The organism is Moritella dasanensis ArB 0140 (assembly GCF_000276805.1).
Taxonomy (GTDB): Bacteria; Pseudomonadota; Gammaproteobacteria; order Enterobacterales; family Moritellaceae; genus Moritella; species Moritella dasanensis.
The window spans coordinates 47,558-71,597 of sequence record NZ_AKXQ01000002.1; the positions used below are offsets into that span (position 1 = coordinate 47,558).

Consider the following 24,040-nt stretch of genomic DNA (forward strand, 5'->3'; position numbering starts at 1 on the left):
ACTGATATTGCACATAACTTAACCTAGTGTCAGTTTCATCAACTGAACAAGTCATTATCTGTACTTTTTTGTCGGTAAATTGAAGTTTGATCAAGACGTTATTACATTTTATATCTAAAATACAAAATATATTTCATTTTCGATTCAGGTTTATTCATGAAGAAACTAGCGACAAAAAAGAGTTTAGAACAACAAAAGAAAAACAAGATCATATCAATCGTAATATTCAGCATCGTTATTGTGATTGGTGTATTCTTATTAATGCCTTCAACGACTGATAAAAATATTGACCAACTTCTATATAGTCAGAACGCACCAATTTTTGGTAGTAAACATGCCAAAGTAACCATTGTTGAGTTTTTTGATCCGGCTTGCGAATCTTGCCGTGCTTTTTACCCGCTGGTTAAAAGCCAAATAAAACAATATAAAGGTAAAGTTAACTTAATTGCACGACCGGTTGCATTTCATAAAAACGTAGGCCCTGTTGTTGCTGCGTTAGAAGCCACAAAAATGCAAAACAAATTCTGGGATGCATTGCGTATTACACTATATTATCAAAGTAGTTGGGCAATCAATCACACTGCTAATGTAGATTTGTTATATCCATATCTACAGGACGCTGGTATTGACATTGCTAAGCTTAAGATTGATATGAAGAGCGCTGTTATCGCAGAGAATATGGCGAAAGATGCGAAAGATGCTAAAGCATTGAAAGTATTCAAAACACCGACATTCTATGTCAATGGAAAAGCATTGACACAATTTGGAGATGTTCAATTAAAAGCACTTATTGAAAGAGAAGTCAGAAAAGCATATCCAGAGAAATAATTTAACTGGGCTTATATAATATAATCTGATTAAAGAAGCGTATATAAGCCCTCAATTTGATTGAGGGCTTATATCATTACGAGTTACGTACGGAAAAGAACTTTAATGATATGGTAACCGTGTTTAGTTTTAACTGGTCCTAGGTTCGCTAGAATTTCACCGTTAAATACTACTTTATCAAAAGCGGGAACCATAGCGCCCTTTCTAAATTCACCCAAGTTGCCGCCATCTTTCTTTGATGGGCAAATAGAATGTGATTTAGCAAGCTTTTGAAAGTTGCCACCTTTTTCAAGTTTTTCTAATATTTCATATGCTTTTTGTTCGTGCTTAACTAGGATATGCAATGCTGCAGCTGTACTCGCCATGACTAACTCTACTTTAAATAAATAATTTACAATCCCTTATTTTACCATAAGCTATCAGCCTCTGACTAGAGTCTTAATTACTCGCGTTAATTTACTGGTTATAGAAACCACAAAAACAACTGCTAAGACCAGTTTTAGGTAAATAATTAACCTTTCAAATGAAAGGATGTGCCAAAATTAACTTATAAGAGGTATACTGATAACAATTTAATTCATCACAACTTTCAATTATTTAAGGACAACATCGCACATGGCAGTTCATCCAAGAGCCGGACAAAAGGCGCAAAATTCAGATCTTTGTAATATACCTGCACTCGTGTCTCATTATTACATTAACAAACCCGATGTAACGAAAATTGCTGAGCGTGTAGCATTTGGTACTTCTGGTCATCGCGGTAACGCTTTTGCCTCTTCTTTTAATGAAGACCATATTTTGGCAATCAGCCAAGCGATTGCTGAATACCGTGTTGAACAAGGTATCACCGGTCCGTTATTCATCGGTAAAGATACCCATGCATTATCAGAGCCTGCAAATATTTCTGTTATCGAAGTGTTGATTGCCAATGGTGTTGATGTTCGTGTTCAAGCAGATGACGGATTTACGCCAACGCCTGTTATCTCACATGCAATTCTAGCGCATAACGGTCACAGCGATATTCAAGCTGACGGTATTGTGATTACGCCATCACACAATCCACCACAAGATGGCGGCATTAAATATAATCCACCACATGGCGGCCCTGCAGATAGTGATGTAACTAAGATCATTGAAAATCGTGCTAACGACATTATCGCTGAAAGGTTAGTGGCAGTTAAACGCATTAGCTTTGCAATTGCGACTGAATCTGCACATTATCAAGAAATTGATTATGTTGAAGCTTATGTAGCTGATTTAGAAAACGTACTTAACCTAAAGGCTATATCTGACGCAGGTATCAAGATCGGCGTTGATACATTAGGTGGTTCAGGTTTTGCTTATTGGGATGTGATTGCAGCGAAATACAATTTAGACATTACTGTTGTGAACGATCGCGTTGACCCAAGCTTTTCATTTATGTGCCTAGATAAAGATGGCAAGATCCGTATGGACTGCTCGTCACCTTATGCTATGGCAAGTCTAATTAGTTTAAAAGATGATTTCGATATCGCCATTGGTAATGATCCTGATTATGACCGCCACGGTATTGTCACTAAAAGCGGTTTGATGAATCCAAACCATTACCTTGCTGTTGCAATCCAATACTTATTTACTCACCGTACAAACTGGCCAGTAAATGCAAAAGTAGGAAAAACACTGGTTTCAAGTTCGATGATTGATCGCGTAGCCGCTAAGATTGAACGCCCACTCTGTGAAGTCCCGGTTGGCTTTAAATGGTTTGTTGAAGGTTTACATACTGCGGAATTTGCCTTTGGTGGTGAAGAAAGTGCCGGTGCATCATTCTTACGTAAAGACGGTACTGTTTGGACTACAGATAAAGACGGTATTATTTTAGCGCTACTGTCTGCTGAAATTCTAGCGGTAACAGGTAAAGATCCAGCACAGTTATATGCAGAACTTACAGAAGAATTCGGTTCACCTGTTTATAACCGCATCGATGCACCCGCTTCATTTGAAGAAAAAGCGATCCTGTCTAATTTATCTCCCGAACTTGTTCAGGCAAAAACGTTAGCTGGCGAAACGATTACCGCTAAGTTAACCAATGCCCCAGGTAACGACGGTAAAATTGGCGGTTTAAAAGTAACAACTGAAAACGGTTGGTTTGCTGCTCGTCCATCAGGCACGGAAGCAATTTACAAAATCTATGCTGAAAGTTTCAAAGATGAAGCACATTTAGCGTTAATTTTGAGCGAAGCACAAGAAATTGTGTCTGCAGCACTAAAAGCTTAATAAAGTACTAAGAACAAATTGGCATAAATTTATACGTTTTTAGAACCGAAAGACAGAATACTCATTTTATAGCGAGAGTGTTCTGTCTTGTTTTATTTAACATATGGTTAACCATCCCTGAACAATATTATGTGTTTGTATGTTAATTTATACATATTGTCATCAGTTTGATAATATTCACCGCCAATTTTTGATTGATCATTATCAATTCACATGTCTAATTTCCATTTTTCATGCTTGTTTTATTGATCTAAATCAAACCAGCTTTAACACTCTATTTTTAGAACGTTTTTAACAATACAACAAACAAATTCCGCTGTTAATGTTACGAAAAATCGCGTAATATCCCCATCTGAGTATGACTGTCAATTTAGATTACTTAGATTTACACACATACTTTTTGGGTATTCACGCATCAGATGATGTTTAATTATTCGTACGCACCGGAAGCAAAAAATGAGCTCTCATTCACCTATAAAAACTGACTATAACTATAAAGTTGTACGACAGTTTACTGTGATGACTGTTATCTGGGGTATTGTTGGAATGTCAGTGGGTGTGCTAATTGCAGCACAGCTAATTTGGCCTGCACTAAATTTCGATACACCTTGGTTAACTTATAGTCGTCTTCGTCCCCTACACACCAATGCAGTAATCTTTGCATTTGGTACTTCGGCCCTAATGGCAACATCTTTTTATGTTGTTCAACGTACGTGTCAAGCACGCCTATTTGGCGGTGTTTTACCTGCGGTTGTATTTTGGGGTTGGCAACTAGTTATTCTTTCTGCTGTTATATCATTACCACTTGGTTATAACACAACAAAAGAATACGCAGAACTTGAATGGCCGATTGATATCTTAATCACGCTAGTTTGGGTTGTTTATGCGGTTGTATTCTTCGGCACCATCATTAAACGCCAAACATCGCACATTTATGTTGCGAACTGGTTCTTTGGTGCATTCATCTTAACCGTTGCTGTTTTACATATTGTGAACAGTGCAGCGATCCCACTGAATATGATGAAATCTTATTCTATTTACGGTGGCGCGATCGATGCAATGGTTCAGTGGTGGTACGGCCACAATGCAGTTGGCTTCCTGCTAACAGCTGGTTTCCTAGGTATGATGTACTATTTCGTACCGAAACAAGCAAACCGCCCTGTTTACTCATACCGTTTATCAATTGTTCACTTCTGGGCATTAGTATCGCTGTACATTTGGGCTGGTCCTCACCACCTTCATTACACAGCACTACCTGATTGGACTCAATCAGTTGGTATGGTTATGTCGTTAATCTTATTTGCTCCATCATGGGGTGGTATGATCAACGGTATCATGACGCTTTCTGGCGCATGGCATAAACTACGTTATGACCCGATTTTACGTTTCCTAATTGTTTCTTTATCTTTCTACGGTATGTCTACGTTCGAAGGTCCAATGATGGCAATTAAGAGTGTTAATGCACTATCGCATTACACTGACTGGACTATCGGTCACGTACATTCTGGTGCGCTAGGTTGGGTTGCAATGGTATCTATCGGTGCTATCTACCACTTAATCCCAGTGTTATTTAACCAAGGTCGTATGTACAGCGTTAAGCTGATCAACGTTCACTTCTGGTTAGCAACTGTTGGTACTGTGCTTTATATTGTTGCAATGTGGATCTCGGGTGTAATGCAAGGTCTGATGTGGAGAGCGGTAAATGCTGACGGTACTTTAACGTATAGCTTCGTTGAGTCACTTCAAGCTTCATATCCATTCTACTTTGTACGCTTCATTGGCGGTGTGTTCTTCCTGACTGGTATGTTATTGATGGCATACAATGTCTTTAAGACAATCTCTGCTGAAGATCATTCAATCAAAGCTGACGCTGAAGTCGCATAGAAAGGAGATATCTTATGAAACATGAATTAATTGAAAAGAACATTGGCTTATTAGCAATCTTCATCGTCTTTGCGATTAGCTTAGGTGCGATGGTTGAAATTACGCCACTGTTCTGGCAAAAAGATACAACGGAACCACTTGATACTCTACGTCCTTATACGGCGCTAGAGATGGAAGGCCGTGATATCTACATGCGTGAGAACTGTGCTGTTTGTCATAGTCAAATGATCCGTCCTTTCCGTGCAGAAACAGAGCGCTATGGTGCATATTCTGTTGCTGGCGAATCGGTTTGGGAACATCCGTTCCTTTGGGGTTCTAAACGTACTGGTCCAGATCTAGCCCGTGTTGGTGGTCGTTATTCTGATGATTGGCAACGTGCGCATTTACTTGACCCACGAAGTGTTGTTCCAGAGTCAAACATGCCTGCTTTCCCTTGGTTAGCTGAAAATGTATTAGATGGTTCAGAATCTGCTGCGAAACTAAGTATCTTTAAAGACTACTTTGACGTTCCGTATACTGATGCTGACATTGCTGGTGCAGAAGAAGCTGTTAAAGGTAAGACTGAATTAGACGCGTTGGTTGCTTACCTGCAATCATTAGGTCATGCATTAAAATAAGGATGTAATTATGTTTCAAGGGATTTACACCCTAGTACTAATGGCCATTTTTATCGCTATTATTGCTTGGGCTTACAGCAAACGACAAAAAAGTGCGTTTAATGAAGCTGCTAATTTAGTATTTGCTGATGAAGCTGCTCACACTGATTCACTTAATGGAGAGCAGAAGAACAAATCTGCTCATATTTAGGAGTTTATGATTATGAGTACTTTTTGGAGTATTTGGATCACAGTGATCACACTAGGCACTATCTTTGCTTGTCTAGGCCTACTTTGGGTGTGTAATAAAAATGACACCGGCGTTAAAGAAGGCGAATCAATGGGTCACTCTTTCGATGGTATCGAAGAGTTAAATAACCCATTACCAACCTGGTGGAAATACTTATTTATTTTCACTTGTATTGGTGGTTTTATCTATTTCGCATTATACCCAGGTCTAGGCAGCTACAAAGGTTTACTTGGCTGGACTAGTACTAACGAGTATGAACGTGAAATTGAATCAGCTGATGCAAAATATGCAGCTGTATTTAACAAGCTAGTTAAAACAGAAAGTAGTGACTTCGCTGAATACCGTGAAATTGCTGACATTGCTAAAGATCCTGAAGCAGTAAAAGTAGGTCAACGCCTATTCTTACAAAATTGTTCTCAGTGTCACGGTTCTGATGCACGTGGTGCAAAAGGCTTTCCTAACCTAACTGATGGTGATTGGTTGTACGGCGGTAACCCTGCTGACATCAAAGCAACTATCATGCACGGCCGCGCTGGTGTAATGCCGGGTTGGTTGCCTGTTCTAGGTGATGAGAAAGTAGATCAAGTAACAACGTATGTTGTTGGTTTATCTGGTCGTAAAGTGAATGCACGTGAAGAAGCCGCAGGTAAAGAAGTATTCCTTCAAACTTGTTCAGCTTGTCACGGCGCAGATGCGAAAGGCATGACTATGCTAGGTGCACCAAATCTGACTGACAAAACTTGGTTGTACGGTGGCTCACGTAAGGCTATCGAACAAACTGTTAAGTATGGTCGTAACGGTGTAATGCCAGCATGGAGTCACATCCTTGGTGAAGATAAAGTAATGCTATTAAGCAGTTATGTTTACAGTTTAAGTGTAAAGTAACGTAATAGTGCTAATTTAAAGCTCCATTTACTGAATGGAGCTTTTTTTTTGGCTGTAACTTTGTTAAATTTCACCTTTCCCTTCTTGGAGTTCACAATGAAATCTTATTGGTATAAAGAACCTTGGTTCTGGTTCGTTATTTTCTTCCCTGCGATATCTGTCGTTGCGGGTGTTTCTACTTTTATTGTTTTTCAAAATAATCAACCAGATATGGTTTCTGACGATTATTATAAAGATGGTAAAAAGATTAACCAAGACCTCACTAAATACCACGAAGCATTAGCTCGAAACATTACATTCACGCTAAAATTTGAAGACGGTTTCGCCGTGTTTATGCCAGCAACCGGTGACATGAAAGAGAATGAAGCTCTTAATATTTCATTCTTCCATGTTACGTTAGCAAAACATGACATTTCAGTGTTAGCGACCGCATTTGGTGACGGCAGTTACCGTGTAGAGATCCCTGCTGATATGCTGCAAGGTAAATGGCGCGTTCGTGCAGAGTCATTCGATAATAAATGGCGTGTACAAGAATATGTTCAATATCCAAATACTTCTGTAATTAAGTTAGACGGCGAGCAAGATTAATGTCAAACGGTACTAATTGTTATCACTGCGGTGAATCTGTTTTAGCAGCAGACCAAAATAAATTTAAAGTTTATATTGCACCTGAAGAACGCGAAATGTGTTGTCCGGGTTGCCAGTCTGTCGCAGAAATGATTGTTGGTTCTGGTTTGAGTTCTTATTATGAACATCGAACAGATTTATCACCGACCGCAAAGCAGTTAGTACCGGATGAATTGTTACGTTTGGAAATTTATGACGATAATGAAATTCAAGATGAATTTGTTTATCAAGACGGTGAGATAAAAGAGATCACGCTGACGGTAGAAGGTCTTAGTTGCGCCGCCTGCGCCTGGTTAATTGAAAGAAGTTTCCGTAATACCAAAGGTATTCATTTTATTAATGTGAATGCCACAAGTAACCGCATTGCAATCAAGTGGATCGATGAACAAATAAAACTCAGTGATATCTTAAAACGTATCAGTAACCTAGGTTACAGTGCATCGCCGTTTCAAGCTGACCAGCATGAATTGATGTATAATAAGCAACTTAAATCTTATTTTAGACGCTTGGGTTTAGCTGGACTGGCAACAATGCAAGTCATGATGTTTGCTGTTGCGCTCTACTCTACTTGGTTTGGCGATATGGAAGAAATGTATCGCCAACTTTTCCGCTGGGTAAGTTTGATCGTCGCAACACCGGTACTACTTTATTCCGCACAGCCTTTCTATTCAAACGCGCTACGTAACTTACGTACTAGAACGTTAGGCATGGATGTTCCGGTGTCCATCGCCCTACTCGGTGCGTATACTGCATCCGCTTATGCGACAATGACAGGAACAGGTGAAGTCTATTTTGAATCCGTGTCGATGTTTACTTTTTTCTTGTTGTTTGGCCGTTATTTAGAGTTAAGAGCACGAAAGAAAACCTCAGAACTCAGTGCTAACATGGCCAAGCTTGTCCCGAATATGGCGCTACGTGTTAACAGCGATAAATCTGAACAACTGATCCCAACTAAACAGCTTAAAATAAATGATTACGTTATTGTTAAAAGTGGTGAAGTAATCCCTTGCGACGGCATGATCATCAATGGTAAAACGAGTGTCGATGAATCAATGTTGACGGGTGAGTTTCTCCCTATCGTTAAAGCTGTTGATAGTGATGTGTATACCGGTAGTCTTAATGTCGAACAAACCATTACTGTTTGCGTGTCTAAAACACATAAGCATAATTTGATTTCAGAAATTATTCGATTACAAAATACAGCGCAGTCTTCTAAACCCCACATAGCTGTTTTAGCCGATCAGATATCACGTTACTTTGTACTCGCACTGTTAATCATTTCGGCTGGTACTTATTTGTTTTGGTTAGCCTACGAGCCTGAGAAAGCATTTTGGATAACCTTATCCGTACTTGTTGCTACCTGCCCTTGCGCTTTATCACTGGCAACACCAACAGCATTAACCTGTGCGACGAGTTTCTTATCGCAACGTGGTATCCTCATTCGTAAAGAGCATGTTCTAGAATCACTGACCAAGATTGATGAGGTCGCATTCGATAAAACCGGGACTTTAACAAAAGGTGCATTTACCCTCACCAAGATTAAATCTGACAGTGATCTTTCTGAGGATGAGCTATTACGTGTCGCTACGTCACTAGAACAACATTCAACACATCCAATTGCGTCAGCATTTAAATCTGAACAGCAGAGAATGCAATTCGATACAACCGAGAATCACATTGGCTTAGGTATCTCCGCCTTGGTTGGAGATGATCGTTATAAAATTGGCTCGGCTAAATTCACTCAACAAGAAAGTTTCGCGTCAGACGGTAAAGAAATAGTGGTTTATTTAACAAAAAACAATAAACTCATCGCCCGTTTTTATATTCAAGATGAAATGCGCGATAACGTTGCGACAACATTGGATTACATCGCGAAATCAGGCTTAACGGTGACCTTGCTCACTGGTGATAGCGAAAACAATACCAATAAAGTGACTGAAGGTTTAGCCATTTCGAATAAAAGAACCAGTCAATCTCCCGAAAGTAAGTTGGCATACATTAATGAACAGCAAGCAAACAACAAGATGGTGTTGATGGTTGGTGATGGTGTTAACGATGCGCCGGTCTTGAGTGCAGCGACAGTATCGGTTGCGATGGGTGAAGGTTCGGATTTAGCAAAAAACAGTGCAGACGTCGTGTTATTAAGTACTGATTTTATCGCCATGAAATATATGCTGGCTACCGCGACAAAAACCTATAAAATAATTAAGCAAAACCTAATGTGGGCGCTTGGTTATAATTCATTAATACTACCGTTAGCAATTTCAGGTAGTGTTCCTCCGTATATTGCAGTGATCGGCATGTCGCTTAGCTCATTGCTTGTTATTGGTAATTCATTAAGGTTGTTAAAGTAATGGAAGTTATTTTTATGTTAATCCCAATTGCGATGATTTTTGTCGCGATTGCAGTGGGCATTTTCTTTTGGGCAGTTAAGTCTGATCAATTCGAAGATTTAGAACGTGAAGGTAGTAATATTTTGTTTGATGACGAAGGTAATAACGAAGTACCAGTAAACAAACATAACGTCAAAAATAATAAACATGATAACTAGTCTCTTTGCTGCATTTATGATTGGTGTGCTAGGGGCTGGTCATTGTATAGCAATGTGTGGTGGTATTTCTGGTGCAATCGCACACGCCAACAAGCAAACAACACAAGCGAATCACCTCGCCCCGCTGTTTTATAATCTAGGACGAATAAGTAGCTATACTTTAATTGGGGCTATCGTTGGGTTTACTGCTCAAATAGGCTTAAATTTCGGGGCTGGTTATGACTTATTATTGATCTTACGTTTTGTGTCAGGTATTACACTCATACTGATTGGCTTATACATCGCACAACTTAACTCTGCTATTTTACAGCTTGAGAAGGTTGGACGTCTAGTTTGGCAATATATTCAGCCGTTAGCACGTAAGTTTATGCCATTAAAGACACCTTACCATGCATTCCCGCTTGGTTTCTTGTGGGGCTGGCTACCGTGCGGTTTAGTTTACTCGGCATTAACACTTGCGCTATCAACGGGGTCTACATTAAACGCCTCATTAACAATGTTAGCATTTGGCTTAGGCACCTTCCCTATTATGTTCTTAGTTGGTAGTTTATCGACTAAATTCAATAGTTTAATTCAAAATAGCAAGTTCAAAAAATTTAGTGGTTTGTTACTCGTTTTATTCGGTTTACATGTTATTTATATAGCTTTAGTACAATTGAGTGCTTCTGGTATTTAAATTTGCTACAATATTGACATATATCAAAAGAGTTTATTGGAATTATGGCCTTAGATAAGAAGATACCAACACGAACTGCTGCAACAAAGAGTGAAATACACTGTCAGAATTGCAGTATTAGCCAACTTTGCATACCATATTCTTTGAATGATTCAGAGCTAGATTCTCTCGACCAAATTATTGAACGCAAAAAGCCTTTTCAAAAGCACGACGAAATTTTTAAAGCCGGTGATAAAGTTAAATCGCTTTATGCTATCCGTTCAGGTTCTGTAAAATCTTACACAATTACTGAGCAAGGTGATGAACAAATCACAGGTTTCCATTTAGCGGGTGATTTAATCGGATTTGATGGTTTAAGCACTGGTGTTCATCCAAGTTTTTCACAAGCACTTGAAACATCGATGGTATGTGAAATACCGTATGACACGCTTGATGACTTGATTGGTAAAATGCCGATGTTACGTCGCCAAGTGATGCGTTTAATGAGTGGTGAAATTGCTGCTGACCAAGAAATGATTTTATTGTTAAGTAAGAAGAATGCTGAACAGCGTCTTGCTGCTTTCTTAAATAACCTTTCTGTCCGTTTCTCTGAGCGCGGTTTCTCGCCTAAAGAGTTCCGCTTAACAATGACACGTGGCGATATTGGTAACTATTTAGGACTTACTGTTGAAACTATTAGCCGCTTACTTGGTCGTTTTCAAACCAGCGACATGATTGAAGTGAAAGGTAAATACATTAGTATTATCGATCGTGAAAGTCTTGCTTTACTAGCCGGTAAGAAAGACGCTTAATTTTTAACGGTGAGTTGACTACGATAATCTCACCGTTTTAACATTAAGTGTTTATTCCATTGCGCTTGCTCTACAAATAAGCGTACATTTATGGCATCTATCACAAATTGGGATATAGTTAGATAAGTACAATTGTTGATTATGTATAATCAATATAATAAACATATACTTAATCTACATTCAATTTGTTATCAAGGTGCCTTATGAATAAATATAAAAATATTCTAGTGGTTGCAGATCCAGTCAATACACCACAAATCGCATTATCCCGTGCTTTGTATCTTGCTTCTCAACAAGATAACGTCTCAATTTCACTTCTCTTGGTTATCTATGACCTCTCTTATGAACTCACTTCGCTATTTTCGAGTGATGAGCGTGAGTCAATGCAAGATGCCATCGTTTTCGAAGAGCAAAAATCTTTTACCAAACAATTAGAGAAAGACTACCCTGATGCTAAAATTAATCTTAAATTGGTTTGGCACAAGCGCCCGTTCGAATCGATTTTAGAAGAAGCCACACTCAATAATCACGATTTAATTGTTAAAAGTACCCATAATCACAACAAATTAAGTGCGGTTATGTTTACCCCTACCGATTGGCATTTATTACGTAAAAGTTTGTGTCCAGTGCTATTGGTCAAAGATCATGAGTGGCCTGTCGGTGGTAATATTGTCGCCGCTATTCAAGTACTTGAAAGCACCAGTTTGAGTTCTGAAGATGATGATTCGATTAATGAGCGGATAACGCAAGAAGCACTGGAATTAAAAGAGCTGTTGAATGCGCATATACATTTAGCCAATGCATACCCAAGTACCCCTGAGCATATTTCCATTGAAATACCCAATTTTGATGCTGTTGCTTACAATCAAGAAATCGAAACACATCATAAGACATCCATGTATGCACACGCCGATAAATTTAATGTCGCTAAAGAAAACGTGCACATACAATCAGGTGCGCCAGAAGATGTTATCGCAGATGTTGTTGCGGAAGTTGACGCCGAATTAGTCATACTTGGCGCACCAACCCGCAATGGTTTTTCTGCATTTCTGATCGGCAATACAGCAGAGATGGTGATTGATTCGATTAACTGTGACCTTTTAGCATTAAAATGATTACAAAATAATAACCTAGACTCTTAAGCGTAGCAGTGCGCGCGGGCACCGGAACTTGCTTTTCCGGTTTGCTTGGGTATACTGCGCTGCTTACAGCATTATTTATCCTGAGTGTCCGAATGAATCTTGAAGATCTTACCGCTTTAGAAAAAAAGCAATTTGCTAAACTGCAAAAAAAGCTACGCCATGAAACTGGTAAAGCAATTGTTGATTATAATATGATTGAAGATGGTGACAGAGTCATGGTTTGTTTGTCTGGTGGCGCTGACAGTTTTACAATGCTCGACATTCTGCTTCAATTACAAGCTGCGGCACCAATCACTTTTGATATTATCGCGGTTAACTTGGATCAAAAACAACCAGGTTTCCCCGAAGAAATCTTGCCCCGCTACCTTGATAATTTGGGTATCGAATACAAGATTGTTCAAAAAGATACTTACAGCATCGTTAAAGAAAAGATCCCTGAAGGCAAAACAACGTGTAGTCTTTGCTCTCGTTTACGCCGTGGTATTCTTTATAACGCTGCCGTTGATCTGCGTGCGACAAAACTTGCACTTGGTCATCATGCCGACGACATCGTTGAAACATTATTCTTGAATATGTTTCATGGCGCGAAAATGAAAACAATGCCACCGAAACTTATTTCTGATGATAAGCGTAACATTGTTATTCGCCCGCTAGCGTATTGTCGCGAAGCAGATATTAAAGCTTACTCTGCGTTTAAAGCATTCCCGATTATTCCGTGTAATCTTTGTGGTTCACAAGAAAATCTGCAACGCCAAGCCGTGAAAAAAATGTTAGCACAATGGGATGAAGTAAATCCTGGTCGTGTAAATAATTGTTTCAACGCGATACGTAGTATTGTACCAAGTCACCTTGCAGATACAAACGCATTTGATTTTGTTAATATGACGCTAGATCGTGCAGACGAATTAACAGAATTAGATACCGCGTTTGATACTGAAATTGAAATGGTGCCAACAGAGCAATCTAAATCTGGGGTTGAGAATTTTGATCCGAATGAAATGGTTACTATCGTTCAATTATAAAAACTTAACTGTTAGTCATTCCTGTTCAGAGCAAGCTCAAAATAGGAATACAAAAAAAGCACGGCGATAACGCCGTGCTTTTTTTTACTCAAATTTTGTATTCGTTCATTAACCAGCGATTAATGAGTCATTAAATTTCAGTTAGCGGTACAATACGCAACGGCTTTTTACTAAATGTAATGCCTGCAATCTTATCACGGATAATTTCATCTTGTGATACCGAAATCTGAGTGCCACTTTTGAACAAAGTACCGCTGGCGGTATATGCATCAACAGGTTCATCAAAAATAAACTGAACGCCCATCGTAGTGGGTAAATTCATTCGGCCAAAATATCCCGCCATGTTACCTAAGAACAAATCAAACTCTTCAATTTGCTTAACCAAAGTCAACGATGTGAACTCTGTGGTATTCGTGTCTGTCGCCATTATTTGAAAAGAAACGTCACAAGTTGCTTTATCAGTTACATTTACGTGCAATTTTGCTTTGTCATCACGCAATTGTTTATTAAACGGGAGCAATAGCTCAGAATCATCGCCGACTTTAACATCTGTGATAGCACCTTCAAAATTAATAAATGCATTTTCAATCTGACAATGTTTCCCTGTCTGACTATTATTAAGAAAAACGCCAATCTTTGTATTAACGAATTGTTCTTTTTGGCTACTTTTCATTCTGTTATAGAAACCGTCATAACCAACGACTAATTCTTGGGCGCTTATAGATGGTACAAGGAGACTGGAAAGCAGCACCACTTTAATGAAATGGTTATTGAACATGATCTGATCCTTAATTAATAAGTAAGCGGTAGTTAAAATACAAAGTTATATGACGCTGATTATACCTAAAATCAGCCATAAGTTTGAGTCCATATTACGATTTTATTTACTTTTTAAGATTTAAAAATGACCTGAATATGTTTTTAATGCATTTTTTTTATCGATGTGCAAATTTATGCTTCATTTATGTGAGCTATAGCTTTAGAATTCACCCAAATTGTTCATCTCAATAGAATTGATGGACTTCTTACTATTTAGGTTTATTGATGCTTAATAAAAATCAGAACTCAATCATTAGACTTGCTAACGCAAAAAAGTCATTTGATAACAAAGTTATTATTAATGACTTAACGTTAGATATTTACGATGGCGAATTCGTCACGATTTTAGGCCCATCTGGTTGTGGTAAAACAACCGTATTACGTGTGCTTGCAGGTTTAGAAACGTTAGACAGTGGGGACATTTATCTTGATGATAAATGTATTACGCAAGTCCCTGCTGAAAAACGTAATACCAATACTGTATTTCAGGGTTATGCGTTATTCCCCCATATGACTGTATTTGAGAATATAGCCTTTGGTTTACGCATGCAGAAAATTCCTGAACCCGAAATTAAGCAGCGTGTTAACGAAATGCTGGCAATTGTAAAACTGACAGATTTTAAAGACCGTCAACCTGCACAATTATCCGGTGGTCAGCAACAACGAGTTGCGATTGCGCGTGCTGTGGTTAATCAACCAAAAGTATTATTACTGGATGAATCGTTAAGTGCATTGGATTACAAACTGCGTAAGGAAATGCAGAACGAACTTAAAATGCTGCAACGTAAGTTAAATATTACTTTTATTTTCGTGACTCATGATCAAGAAGAAGCGTTGACGATGTCAGATCGTATCATTGTAATGAACAATGGTAGCGTTGAACAAATTGGTACACCACGCGAAATATATGAAACACCAACTAACTTATTTGTTGCTAAGTTTATTGGTGAAATTAATATATTTCCTGCGGTAATCGATTCTCACATCGATGAAGATAAGTATTTAGCGAATGTACATGGTTGTCAGTATACGATTTCGACAGACCTTACATTAGAAAAAAATCAGTCAGTTAATATCTTATTACGTCCAGAAGATTTAAGAATTAAAGAACTGGATGACAAGGCAACGTCGGTACAGATTACTGGACATATTATCGAACGTAATTATAAAGGCATGACGTTGGACTCTGTTATTCGTTTAGATTCCGGTGAAAGAGTACAGATTAGTGAATTCTTTGATGAAGATGATCCTGACTTTGATCATAGTCTAGGCCAGAAAGTGGCTGTGTCTTGGGTTGAAAGCTGGGAGGTTATCTTAACAAATGAATAATTCGTCGATGTTTAAGCGCTTTTCAATCGGAATATTACTCGTTTGGCTGAGTGTCTTTGTTTTATTACCTAACTTAATGATCATAGTGACGAGTTTTTTAACCCGTGACGATGCTAACTTAATTAGTTTGACCTTTACGTTAGACAATTATGTGCGGTTATTTGATCCACTTTATTTTAAGGTATTAACGCATTCTGTCTATATGGCGAGTATCGCGACGTTCATCTGCTTGATCATTGGTTATCCTTTCGCTTATACGATCAGCCAGTTACCTAAAAAGATTCGACCGATATTGTTGTTTTTAATCATTGTGCCTTTTTGGACCAATTCGTTAATTAGAACGTACGGCATCAAAGTCTTGTTGGCTAAGAAAGGCCTGTTAAATGCTCTGTTACTTAATTTACATATTATTGATGAACCATTGAGAATGATGTATACGGAGTTTGCGGTCATTTTTGCATTGGTATATATCTTGTTACCCTTTATGATTTTACCTTTATATTCAAGTATTGAAAAAATTGATAAAAGCTTAATTGAAGCGGCGAAAGATTTGGGTGCATCTAAATTTACGACATTCTTAAAGGTTGAATTACCTTTGACCCTGCCTGGTATTATCGCCGGTATGTTATTGGTATTTTTACCGGCTATGGGTATGTTTTATATTGCCGATCTTGTCGGTGGAGCCAAGAATTTATTGATTGGTAATACGATCAAGACACAATTTTTGAATATTCGTGACTGGCCATTTGGCTCTGCTGCAAGTATTACGTTAACGGTGTTTATGGCTGGCTTACTGTTTTTCTATTATAAGGTAGGTAAATCGATTAAGAATAGAGGTAATAATGCTTAAACGTCATATATCAAAAGTATTGTTATTACTTGTATATATTTACTTATATACGCCTATTTTTATTTTGATTGGTAATTCATTTAACGCGTCAAAATATGGTCTAAAATGGAATGGTTTCACCACCAAGTGGTATGAGTTACTGTGGAATAACGATACTTTGTTGCAAGCAGCCTTTAATTCGATCACAATCGCTGTCTTTGCGTCTTCAATCGCGGTCGCTATCGGCACGCTTGGCGCAGTGGCTTTGTTTAAGCATCAGTTTAAAGGTAAAAAGTTTATATCTGGTCTACTCTTTGTGGTAATGATGTCGCCAGATATCGTGATGGCAATTTCGTTATTAGCGCTATTCATTATACTTGGCCTAGAACTCGGTTTTGTTACTTTGCTTATCTCACACATTACTTTCTGTATTCCGTTTGTTGTGATTACCGTTTACAGTCGTTTGAGCAATTTTGATAACGCGATACTAGAAGCCGGTAAAGACTTAGGTGCAACGGAAGCAACTATCTTTAAACGCATTATTTTACCCATTGCCAAACCGGCCATTATTGCCAGTTGGTTATTATCATTCACCTTATCGCTTGATGATGTCATTGTGAGCTCGTTTGTCACGGGTCCAAGTTTTGAAGTACTACCATTGAAAATTTATTCAATGGTAAAAGTGGGTGTCTCACCCGAGGTTAATGCATTAGCGACGATGATGATTTTAATATCGATATCATTTGTGATTGCAGCAGCCCTCATTAATAAAAGTGACAAGTCTGTTTAATGACAGTTTGTTATCGATTATGTAGTCTTGCTTTTGCTTTTGTATTAAGTAATGCAGGACTGCAATTGTTTACCACTAAATAGAAGAAGAATGAACATGTTTAAAACAGCAATAAAATGTGTTGCAGCTGCCCTACTTTTCAGTAGCTCTGCGTATGCAACGACAATAAATTTTTATAACTGGTCTGAATATATCCCACCAGGACTGTTATCTCGCTTTACAGAAGAAACGGGTATCAAAGTTGTTTATTCAACTTATGAGTCGAATGAATCTATGTATGCGAAATTAAAAACGTATGACAAAAATGGTTATGACTTAGTGGTCCCTTCAACTTATTTCATCAGTAAAATGAAGAAAGAAGACATGCTGCAAGAAATTGATCACAACAAGTTAACTAACTATAAAAACCTAGACCCGTCTTTATTAAACAAAGAGTATGATTTAGGTAATCGCTATAGTATTCCGTATATCTGGGGCGCAACCGGCATCGGCGTTAACACTGCAGATATAGATCTCGCATCGGTAACGAGCTGGACAGATTTGTGGGATCCAAAATGGAAAGGTCAGTTATTATTAACTGATGATGCCCGTGAAATTTTCCACATGGCGTTAAAGATCCAAGGCCATTCAGCGAATACACAAGACGAAACAGAATTGGCACAGGCTTACGAGCTATTGAAAGAGCTAATGCCTAATGTATTGGTATTTAACTCTGATACACCAGCTAATCCATACATTGCAGGCGAAGTAGAGTTTGGTATGATCTGGAATGGCAGTACGTACATGGCGCAACAAGAAGACAGCGACATTACAATGGTATATCCAAAAGAAGGTGCGGTATTCTGGATGGACAGCTTAGCAATTCCTAAGAATGCTAAGAACGTTGATGCGGTGCACAAACTTATCGACTTCTTACTGCGTCCAGAAGTAGCTGCAGAAGTGGCTCTTGAAATTGGTTATCCAACACCAAATAGTGCCGCTAAAAAGCTGTTGCCGAAAGAATTTATCGAAAACAAAATCATATTTCCTGATGCAGAAACAATTGCGAATGGTGAATTCCATTCCGATGTAGGTGAAGCGAACATCATTTACGAACGTTATTACGAAAAACTAAAAGCACAAAACCTGTAAGCTTCAACGCTATTGGGTTAAATTGTAGATAATAAAAAGGTGCATCTTGTATGCACCTTTTTGGATCTTGCTTGATCTTACTTAGTTAAACTAACATCATAGAATCAAAAAAATTGTTTATCTCGCGCCATTAGCTCATCAACCAACTCTCGCACTTCATCCGTTGCTTTACCAACACGATGCTCTTTAAAGTTATCAGAAATATGGGTCGCATCTAGATTAATTTCAATTGTATGAGCGCGAGCTTTATTTGCTTCGTTAACGAAGTCAGCGGCTGGATAGACAGAACCAGACGTACCGATAGCAATGAACAAGTCTGCTTCGCTTAGCGTTTTGTAAATATTATCCATGAATAGTGGCATTTCATTAAACCAAACTACGTGAGGACGTAGGTTGCCTTGCACTTTACAGCACGGACATTTTAATGATTTAGTTAGCTGCTTATATGGGAATAATTTCTGCGTTTTTTCACAGCGTGCTTTGACTAATTCACCGTGCATATGAATAATGTCATTAGCACCACCACGTTCGTGTAAATTATCAATATTCTGCGTAACAATGGTCACACTACCTGTATAGTTTTTTTGTAGTTCTGCAAGTGCTACGTGTGCGTCATTAGGCTGAATAGTTGGCAAAGATAATTGATTAAACCTTTGATTATAAAAACTATAAACTAACTCCGGGTTGCGACGATAGCCATCCAAAGTTGCTATGTCATCAATGTGATGCTTAGCCCATAAACCATCACTTGCACGGAATGTTTCAATACCCGATTCAGCTGAAATACCAGAACCAGTGAGGATGACTATGTTGTTATAGGTGTCAAACATTTAACTTCTCTTTGTTATAAAACTTGTATTAACCATATCATTTATGTGCCTTTATCGCACGGTGAAATAAGCATTTAAGATGATTTATTTGTGTAATGTGATATGGATTTACAACTTACTATTCAAATGATTATGAGTAATTGTGCGACGTGTTGTTCGACTTTGCATGAAGGAGATGGATGGCACTTTACAGGAACCTTAGGCGAGATACTTTAAGGGAAATAGAGATGGGAAATAAGATAAAAACCGGTAGTAAAATGGTATACCATTACTACCGGTTCATTTTTAGATATAAAGACTAAAAAGTTAATCGATTCGTATTATTACTTTTTTTTAGCCACGTTTTTTTTAACACGGCGATTCGTTACTTTTTTTGCAGTTTGCTTTACTGTTGCTACTTGCTCAGTTACTTCTTGTACAACGTCTTGCATTACTTCTTTTACAATCGGTTTAGCAATAACAGGTGTTACTTGAGTCACAACTTGGGTTACTGCTTCTGCTACATTTTCTACCACAGCCGTGACTTCAGCGGCAACGCTAGCCACTTTCTCTGTGACTGCTGCTTCAACAATTTCGATAGCTTCTTTTACAGCTTCAACTTGTGGTGCAGCTTCTTGTACTTGTTCAGTTGTTGTTGCTTCTGCCAATGCTGATTCGATTTGCTCGATTTTATCAATGATGTTGTCGAATGTACTTGCATCAATATTGGTTAAATTTGAAACTGCGCTATGCACTTTTCCTTGTATCGCATCAGTCGCATTTTGGCTTGCTGACGTCAATTTATCTTTTTGGTTAAAGAGAGTCTGAGTGGTATCAGATTCAAGCTTACGGCCTCGCTCGACTAATTCATCAAAAATTGATTGGCTTTTAGTCACAGTGTTCGATGCAGATTCATACCCTTTATCATAGGCACCTAGACCAGCTAACCAGATGTTACGTGTGATTTGATCTTTTGCAGACCATACATGTTTTGCTGCAGTAATTACTTTAGACATAAAAAACCCTTTTTGAAGCCACTAATACAATATATATGTTTTATGGCCCTTATATTATCGAGGTAAATTAGAAGATACATTCCAAAATATTAGATACTTAGGTTAGGTCTCACCCTTTAAATCAACTTGTGACAAACATACCTATAATAAACTTCAATTAAATGCAAAATAACCAACATTTTTGCTAACAAATTAACTTAAATAGAACTAAAATAAGCATCCTTTTGTACTTTCCAGAATATCACTATGCCCAGCCAAACCCATAAACTGCAAATAAATTTTATTATTAAGCTTGGACTTGCATTACATCGTTGTGGTGCGACAAGTTACCGAATTGAAAACCATTTATTGAATTTGGCAAAATTCTGGAATATTGAAGCAAGCTTTCTTGTTACGCCAACCGCTTTCACGTTTATTTTTTCAAGTAACCCAGATGACCAACACACACATGTTGTGCGCGTTCAGCCTTCTGGTAATGACCTAGGGAAATTGGCGGTTGTAGACGAGATTGTCGAAAAAGTGGTTGATTCCCAAGTCACACTCGATGAAGCGATGTTATTGTTGGTTGAAGCTAAACAGCAACCTAGCTTTTATGGCGTTAAAACTGAAGCACTTGGCTGGTGTGTAACAGGCGGTGCGTTTGCAATGCTATTATCGTCTTCTAGCTTGGACATAGTCAGTTCATTTTTATTCTCGTTTCTGGTTTTTATCTTATATAAATTATCTGCACACTCGCCACGTTTAGCTTCAATTGTTGAATTTTTCGCCCCATTTATATCTGCGATTTTGGCCTGCTTTGTCGCGAGTCTTGGGATCACAATCAACGTGCCATTCGTGATCTTATCATCCGTGATCATTTTTATCCCAGGTCTTGCGATCACGGTGGCCTTAAGCGAAATTGTGAATAAAGATCTTGTATCAGGTACATCAAAGCTAGTCGATGCGACTATGCTGCTGTTCAAACTGTATTTCGGTGCGTTATTGGGGATTACATTAGGTAACCTAATCTGGACTATCGATCCACAAGTATTAGATCTGAGCTATGCATTACCCGATTGGAAAAACTATATTGCAGTGATGGCGCTATCCACAGGGCTAGTCGTTGCGTTCAATGTCCACAAGTCCGATATGATTTGGGGAATTGCCGCTGGCTTAATTGCTTATGTAGTCAGTACGTTCGCCGCACAGTACTTAGGGTTTACATTAGGTACCTTCGTTGGTTCCTTTACCGTTGGTTTGTTTAGCAATGTCTATGCGATTATCAAAAACAGACCCGCGTCAATCGTGTTAATCCAAGGTATTGTTTTGTTAGTCCCAGGTAGCCGAACCTATATGGATTTAAACACGTATATCTCAGGTCATGAAATAATAAACAACATTAATGACAGCGGTTTTGTGTTTATGATCTTCATTGCGATCCTTGCAGGTATGATCTTGGCGAATGCGGTATTACCGGCGAAGAAAAGTTTGTAATATAATCAACGCTTCCTAATAACTGTATATACATCCATGTACTCATGCTACTATTGTGGCATGAGTATTTTTTTATAGTTAAATTGATAGCGAAATCATGGCCAAAACTCCCAAAACCAAAACTAGTTTCCTGTGTTCTGAATGTGGCGCAAATTTCCCGCGCTGGCAAGGACAATGTAATGCCTGTAAAGCTTGGAATACATTAGCTGAATTCAAAGAAGCAACCCTACCAAGTCAACAGCGAAGCATTGCTTCACAAGGTGGTTATGCCGGCACACTCGGTAACACTGTCAAGAAGATGTCTGAAGTATCACATGTTGAACTAAATAAACTTAAGACTGGGATAGGTGAATTGGACCGCGTCCTGGGTAATGGCCTTACGGTTGGTTCTATTGTATTGATTTCGGGTGATCCTGGCGCGGGTAAAACCACCATATTAACGCAGTTATCAGCAAACCTAAGTCAGCAAATGGTTTCAATGTACTGCACTGCAGAAGAAAGCCTCGAACAATTTAAAAGCCGTGCTATTGAGCGTTTGAAAATTGATTTCATCGAAGACAACTTATTATTGATGTCTGAGTATATCGTTTCTAATATTATGGAACGCGCGCTTGAAGCAAAAGTTAAGTTCCTTATTATTGATTCGATTCAGGCCCTTGAAAGCGAACATTGTAACGGTAGTGCGGGTTCTGTAAGCCAAGTAAAAGGCTGTGCACAAGAGTTAAGTCGATTTTCTAAACAACATGGCATTACATTAATCATTATTGGTCATGTCACTAAGGGCAGTGATTTAGCAGGCCCGAAAACACTAGAACATATTGTTGATACCCTACTCCACATTGAAGTTAACGACAGTATTATCCGTACCATTCGTGCCAGTAAAAACCGTTTTGGTGACGTAGACCAAGTTGGCATCTTCCAAATGCACAGTAAAGGCATGCTGTCTGTGGATAATCCAAGTAAATTGTTCCTATCTGGTGCCGATGAGACCGTAGCGGGCTCTGCTATCACTTGTATTCGTGATGGAAATCGTAATTTATTACTCGAAGTGCAATGTTTAGTATCTGAATGTGAAGCTGAAAATCAACAACGGGTGAGTATTGGCCTGAGCTTCAACCGTTTGAAGATGATAACCGCCGTACTACGTAAACACGGACGTATTAAACTTTTCCATGATATTTACGTTAACTTAGTCGGTGGTTTGAAATTACCAGAAACCGATACCAGTGCTGATTTAGCGATTGCGGCATCACTTATTAGCTCCCTGAATGATAAAGAAATGTCGCGAAAACACTGTTTTATGGGCGAGATTTCACTGAGTGGCGAAGTAAGACCAATTAATGGTGGCGTTCCCCGTGTAAACGAAGCGGTTAAACATGGTTTTGAAGTAATATATATACCCAAGGCGAATTACCATAAGTCGATGGAAAATAGTGGCGCTAAAATAATACAGATAGAGAAGATTGGTGATTTGTTAGAAGCGCTTAATTAACGCCCTGCTTATTTGACTGAATCTAACGTTCCGATGAAGTTATGTCTGGGCGTTAGATTTAAAGTCTGTGGTTTTAAGTTGTAGAAGAAGTACTGCATGATGGTCTAAGTTGTTGGTAAAATATAAGGGACAAAGCTTGCCCCTTATATTTTATTAGTGCTTACAACCACAACTTGTTTGAGCAGTTAAAATACCATCTTGCTCGACAATACGACCTTTAGTCATCATGTTTGCTAATATTTGGTTTTTATCCATACCTTTAACTTTGCATGTGTGGAATAAACCGACTGGAAACGTTTGCTCTATTAACGCCAGTAACACCGACTCATTTATTCCCGCTGGCTGCGCCGCTAACAATGCAACGACTTCTCTACCATGAACAGATTCAGACATAACACCCTCTAAAATTATAATTTAAACATAATAATGTGATCTTCTAGATCGCCAGCATCAGACTCAGGAACAGCCTTACCACGAATCGAATAACCCAATTTGTGCATCTCTGATTGACTACCAGTTAGTAGTGGATGCCATTCAGGTAATTCTTTGCCTTCTAAAAGGCGCTTGTAAGCACATGTTTCTGGTAGCCAATGGAATGCATCAATATCATCAAGCGTGACTTTAAAACAATCAGAAACATACTTAAATCGCTTTTCATACTTCTTACAGCGACATGTTTTTGTGTTTAATAGCTCACAAGCTACATTGGTAAAATGAATCTCTTCCGACTCATCTTCAATGATTTTATGTAAACAACACTTACCACATCCATCGCAGAGTGATTCCCACTCTGGAACTGTCATTTTAGCGAGTGTTTTAGTCTGCCAAAATTTTTCTACCATGTAAT

General features: G+C 38.5%; 25 protein-coding genes. 19 read left to right on the forward strand and 6 right to left on the reverse strand.

The features are described 5' to 3' along the window. Positions 1–156 precede the first annotated feature (156 nt). A complete protein-coding gene (locus A923_RS0101920) occupies positions 157–828 on the forward strand; it encodes a DsbA family protein (protein ID WP_017219952.1) in 672 nt (223 codons plus the stop codon). An 83-nt stretch (positions 829–911) separates the two neighbouring features. On the opposite strand, the gene ppiC is transcribed toward A923_RS0101920, so the two are convergent. Then, positions 912–1,193: a peptidylprolyl isomerase PpiC gene (gene ppiC / locus A923_RS0101925; protein ID WP_017219953.1), complete on the reverse strand. Its 282-nt coding sequence runs from the start codon at positions 1,191–1,193 to the stop codon at positions 912–914. Positions 1,194–1,443: 250 nt separating this feature from the next. Between ppiC and pgm the strand changes: the two genes are divergently transcribed. The 12 genes from pgm to ttcA all read left to right on the forward strand — a co-directional run bounded on the left by pgm (position 1,444) and on the right by ttcA (position 13,505). Next, positions 1,444–3,081 carry a phosphoglucomutase (alpha-D-glucose-1,6-bisphosphate-dependent) gene (gene pgm, locus A923_RS0101930; protein WP_017219954.1) on the forward strand — a complete coding sequence of 546 codons (1,638 nt, stop codon included), beginning with the start codon at positions 1,444–1,446 and terminating at the stop codon, positions 3,079–3,081. 456 nt (positions 3,082–3,537) lie between these two features. Then, positions 3,538–4,965 (forward strand): cytochrome-c oxidase, cbb3-type subunit I, encoded by a 1,428-nt coding sequence (gene ccoN, locus A923_RS0101935; protein ID WP_017219955.1) that lies wholly within the window; start codon positions 3,538–3,540, stop codon positions 4,963–4,965. Positions 4,966–4,979: 14 nt separating this feature from the next. Then, complete coding sequence (ccoO, locus tag A923_RS0101940; RefSeq protein ID WP_017219956.1) at positions 4,980–5,582, forward strand: cytochrome-c oxidase, cbb3-type subunit II; 603 nt, start codon at positions 4,980–4,982, stop codon at positions 5,580–5,582. Positions 5,583–5,592: 10 nt separating this feature from the next. Next, positions 5,593–5,772, forward strand: coding sequence for a CcoQ/FixQ family Cbb3-type cytochrome c oxidase assembly chaperone (locus tag A923_RS0101945; RefSeq protein WP_017219957.1), 180 nt, complete (start codon positions 5,593–5,595; stop codon positions 5,770–5,772). Between the two features lie 12 nt (positions 5,773–5,784). After that, on the forward strand, positions 5,785–6,696 hold the full coding sequence (ccoP, locus tag A923_RS0101950) for a cytochrome-c oxidase, cbb3-type subunit III (RefSeq protein ID WP_026006017.1): 912 nt from the start codon (positions 5,785–5,787) through the stop codon (positions 6,694–6,696). Between the two features lie 96 nt (positions 6,697–6,792). Next, entirely contained in the window at positions 6,793–7,284 is a 492-nt protein-coding gene (locus A923_RS0101955) for a FixH family protein (RefSeq protein ID WP_017219959.1), read from the forward strand. Further along, positions 7,284–9,677, forward strand: a complete 2,394-nt coding sequence (locus A923_RS0101960) for a heavy metal translocating P-type ATPase (RefSeq protein ID WP_017219960.1) — start codon at positions 7,284–7,286, stop codon at positions 9,675–9,677. Before A923_RS0101955 ends, A923_RS0101960 begins: the two co-directional genes overlap by 1 nt. After that, the gene (gene ccoS / locus A923_RS0101965; RefSeq protein ID WP_017219961.1) at positions 9,677–9,874 is read left to right on the forward strand and encodes a cbb3-type cytochrome oxidase assembly protein CcoS; all 198 of its coding nucleotides are present in this window, start codon (positions 9,677–9,679) and stop codon (positions 9,872–9,874) included. Before A923_RS0101960 ends, ccoS begins: the two co-directional genes overlap by 1 nt. Continuing rightward, a complete protein-coding gene (locus A923_RS0101970; protein ID WP_017219962.1) occupies positions 9,864–10,550 on the forward strand; it encodes a sulfite exporter TauE/SafE family protein in 687 nt (228 codons plus the stop codon). The genes ccoS and A923_RS0101970 overlap by 11 nt, the downstream gene beginning before the upstream one ends. 44 nt (positions 10,551–10,594) lie before the next feature. Then, on the forward strand, positions 10,595–11,341 hold the full coding sequence (locus A923_RS0101975) for an FNR family transcription factor (protein WP_017219963.1): 747 nt from the start codon (positions 10,595–10,597) through the stop codon (positions 11,339–11,341). 203 nt (positions 11,342–11,544) lie between these two features. Further along, a complete protein-coding gene (gene uspE / locus A923_RS0101980) occupies positions 11,545–12,456 on the forward strand; it encodes a universal stress protein UspE (RefSeq protein WP_017219964.1) in 912 nt (303 codons plus the stop codon). 119 nt (positions 12,457–12,575) lie between these two features. Then, a complete protein-coding gene (gene ttcA, locus A923_RS0101985; RefSeq protein ID WP_017219965.1) occupies positions 12,576–13,505 on the forward strand; it encodes a tRNA 2-thiocytidine(32) synthetase TtcA in 930 nt (309 codons plus the stop codon). Positions 13,506–13,635: 130 nt separating this feature from the next. Here ttcA and A923_RS0101990 read toward each other — a convergent pair whose 3' ends face one another. Beyond that, positions 13,636–14,283 (reverse strand): DUF2987 domain-containing protein, encoded by a 648-nt coding sequence (locus tag A923_RS0101990; protein WP_017219966.1) that lies wholly within the window; start codon positions 14,281–14,283, stop codon positions 13,636–13,638. Positions 14,284–14,549: 266 nt separating this feature from the next. Here A923_RS0101990 and potA point away from each other — a divergent pair, with 266 nt between their 5' ends. From potA to A923_RS0102010, 4 genes are all read left to right on the forward strand, one after another. Beyond that, the gene (gene potA / locus A923_RS0101995) at positions 14,550–15,653 is read left to right on the forward strand and encodes a spermidine/putrescine ABC transporter ATP-binding protein PotA (protein WP_017219967.1); all 1,104 of its coding nucleotides are present in this window, start codon (positions 14,550–14,552) and stop codon (positions 15,651–15,653) included. Continuing rightward, a complete protein-coding gene (gene potB / locus A923_RS0102000; protein ID WP_017219968.1) occupies positions 15,646–16,503 on the forward strand; it encodes a spermidine/putrescine ABC transporter permease PotB in 858 nt (285 codons plus the stop codon). Before potA ends, potB begins: the two co-directional genes overlap by 8 nt. Then, positions 16,496–17,272, forward strand: coding sequence for a spermidine/putrescine ABC transporter permease PotC (gene potC / locus A923_RS0102005; RefSeq protein WP_017219969.1), 777 nt, complete (start codon positions 16,496–16,498; stop codon positions 17,270–17,272). The genes potB and potC overlap by 8 nt, the downstream gene beginning before the upstream one ends. Positions 17,273–17,368: 96 nt before the next feature. Next, complete coding sequence (locus A923_RS0102010; RefSeq protein ID WP_026006018.1) at positions 17,369–18,403, forward strand: extracellular solute-binding protein; 1,035 nt, start codon at positions 17,369–17,371, stop codon at positions 18,401–18,403. Between the two features lie 104 nt (positions 18,404–18,507). Here the strand turns inward: A923_RS0102010 and cobB are convergent, their stop codons facing one another. Next, the gene (gene cobB, locus A923_RS0102015; protein ID WP_017219971.1) at positions 18,508–19,233 is read right to left on the reverse strand and encodes a Sir2 family NAD+-dependent deacetylase; all 726 of its coding nucleotides are present in this window, start codon (positions 19,231–19,233) and stop codon (positions 18,508–18,510) included. Between the two features lie 323 nt (positions 19,234–19,556). Next, positions 19,557–20,228 carry a phasin-related domain-containing protein gene (locus tag A923_RS0102025; protein WP_017219973.1) on the reverse strand — a complete coding sequence of 224 codons (672 nt, stop codon included), beginning with the start codon at positions 20,226–20,228 and terminating at the stop codon, positions 19,557–19,559. Between the two features lie 246 nt (positions 20,229–20,474). On the opposite strand from A923_RS0102025, the gene A923_RS0102030 reads away from it, so the two are divergent. Together A923_RS0102030 and radA are read left to right on the forward strand one after the other, a co-directional pair. Then, positions 20,475–21,701, forward strand: coding sequence for a threonine/serine exporter family protein (locus tag A923_RS0102030; RefSeq protein ID WP_017219974.1), 1,227 nt, complete (start codon positions 20,475–20,477; stop codon positions 21,699–21,701). A 97-nt stretch (positions 21,702–21,798) separates the two neighbouring features. Further along, complete coding sequence (gene radA, locus A923_RS0102035) at positions 21,799–23,193, forward strand: DNA repair protein RadA (RefSeq protein WP_017219975.1); 1,395 nt, start codon at positions 21,799–21,801, stop codon at positions 23,191–23,193. 153 nt (positions 23,194–23,346) lie between these two features. On the opposite strand, the gene A923_RS0102040 is transcribed toward radA, so the two are convergent. Together A923_RS0102040 and A923_RS0102045 are read right to left on the reverse strand one after the other, a co-directional pair. After that, positions 23,347–23,586 carry a DUF2492 family protein gene (locus tag A923_RS0102040; protein ID WP_017219976.1) on the reverse strand — a complete coding sequence of 80 codons (240 nt, stop codon included), beginning with the start codon at positions 23,584–23,586 and terminating at the stop codon, positions 23,347–23,349. A gap of 14 nt (positions 23,587–23,600) precedes the next feature. Further along, a complete protein-coding gene (locus tag A923_RS0102045; RefSeq protein WP_017219977.1) occupies positions 23,601–24,035 on the reverse strand; it encodes a YcgN family cysteine cluster protein in 435 nt (144 codons plus the stop codon). Positions 24,036–24,040: the final 5 nt, after the last annotated feature.

Bases quoted from the DNA above. Each gene is read 5' to 3' on its own strand.
- ccoN (WP_017219955.1), top strand. From the start codon at position 3,538: ATGAGCTCTCATTCACCTATAAAAACTGACTATAACTATAAAGTTGTA.
- ccoO (WP_017219956.1), top strand. From the start codon at position 4,980: ATGAAACATGAATTAATTGAAAAGAACATTGGCTTATTAGCAATCTTC.
- A923_RS0102030 (WP_017219974.1), top strand. From the start codon at position 20,475: ATGCCCAGCCAAACCCATAAACTGCAAATAAATTTTATTATTAAGCTT.
- A923_RS0102040 (WP_017219976.1), bottom strand. From the start codon at position 23,586: ATGTCTGAATCTGTTCATGGTAGAGAAGTCGTTGCATTGTTAGCGGCG.
- A923_RS0101955 (WP_017219959.1), top strand. From the start codon at position 6,793: ATGAAATCTTATTGGTATAAAGAACCTTGGTTCTGGTTCGTTATTTTC.
- radA (WP_017219975.1), top strand. From the start codon at position 21,799: ATGGCCAAAACTCCCAAAACCAAAACTAGTTTCCTGTGTTCTGAATGT.
- A923_RS0101945 (WP_017219957.1), top strand. From the start codon at position 5,593: ATGTTTCAAGGGATTTACACCCTAGTACTAATGGCCATTTTTATCGCT.
- A923_RS0101970 (WP_017219962.1), top strand. From the start codon at position 9,864: ATGATAACTAGTCTCTTTGCTGCATTTATGATTGGTGTGCTAGGGGCT.
- ccoP (WP_026006017.1), top strand. From the start codon at position 5,785: ATGAGTACTTTTTGGAGTATTTGGATCACAGTGATCACACTAGGCACT.
- ppiC (WP_017219953.1), bottom strand. From the start codon at position 1,193: ATGGCGAGTACAGCTGCAGCATTGCATATCCTAGTTAAGCACGAACAA.
- A923_RS0102045 (WP_017219977.1), bottom strand. From the start codon at position 24,035: ATGGTAGAAAAATTTTGGCAGACTAAAACACTCGCTAAAATGACAGTT.
- cobB (WP_017219971.1), bottom strand. From the start codon at position 19,233: ATGTTTGACACCTATAACAACATAGTCATCCTCACTGGTTCTGGTATT.
- ccoS (WP_017219961.1), top strand. From the start codon at position 9,677: ATGGAAGTTATTTTTATGTTAATCCCAATTGCGATGATTTTTGTCGCG.
- A923_RS0101975 (WP_017219963.1), top strand. From the start codon at position 10,595: ATGGCCTTAGATAAGAAGATACCAACACGAACTGCTGCAACAAAGAGT.
- potA (WP_017219967.1), top strand. From the start codon at position 14,550: ATGCTTAATAAAAATCAGAACTCAATCATTAGACTTGCTAACGCAAAA.
- A923_RS0102010 (WP_026006018.1), top strand. From the start codon at position 17,369: ATGTTTAAAACAGCAATAAAATGTGTTGCAGCTGCCCTACTTTTCAGT.
- potB (WP_017219968.1), top strand. From the start codon at position 15,646: ATGAATAATTCGTCGATGTTTAAGCGCTTTTCAATCGGAATATTACTC.
- A923_RS0101990 (WP_017219966.1), bottom strand. From the start codon at position 14,283: ATGTTCAATAACCATTTCATTAAAGTGGTGCTGCTTTCCAGTCTCCTT.
- uspE (WP_017219964.1), top strand. From the start codon at position 11,545: ATGAATAAATATAAAAATATTCTAGTGGTTGCAGATCCAGTCAATACA.
- potC (WP_017219969.1), top strand. From the start codon at position 16,496: ATGCTTAAACGTCATATATCAAAAGTATTGTTATTACTTGTATATATT.
- A923_RS0102025 (WP_017219973.1), bottom strand. From the start codon at position 20,228: ATGTCTAAAGTAATTACTGCAGCAAAACATGTATGGTCTGCAAAAGAT.
- A923_RS0101960 (WP_017219960.1), top strand. From the start codon at position 7,284: ATGTCAAACGGTACTAATTGTTATCACTGCGGTGAATCTGTTTTAGCA.
- A923_RS0101920 (WP_017219952.1), top strand. From the start codon at position 157: ATGAAGAAACTAGCGACAAAAAAGAGTTTAGAACAACAAAAGAAAAAC.
- pgm (WP_017219954.1), top strand. From the start codon at position 1,444: ATGGCAGTTCATCCAAGAGCCGGACAAAAGGCGCAAAATTCAGATCTT.
- ttcA (WP_017219965.1), top strand. From the start codon at position 12,576: ATGAATCTTGAAGATCTTACCGCTTTAGAAAAAAAGCAATTTGCTAAA.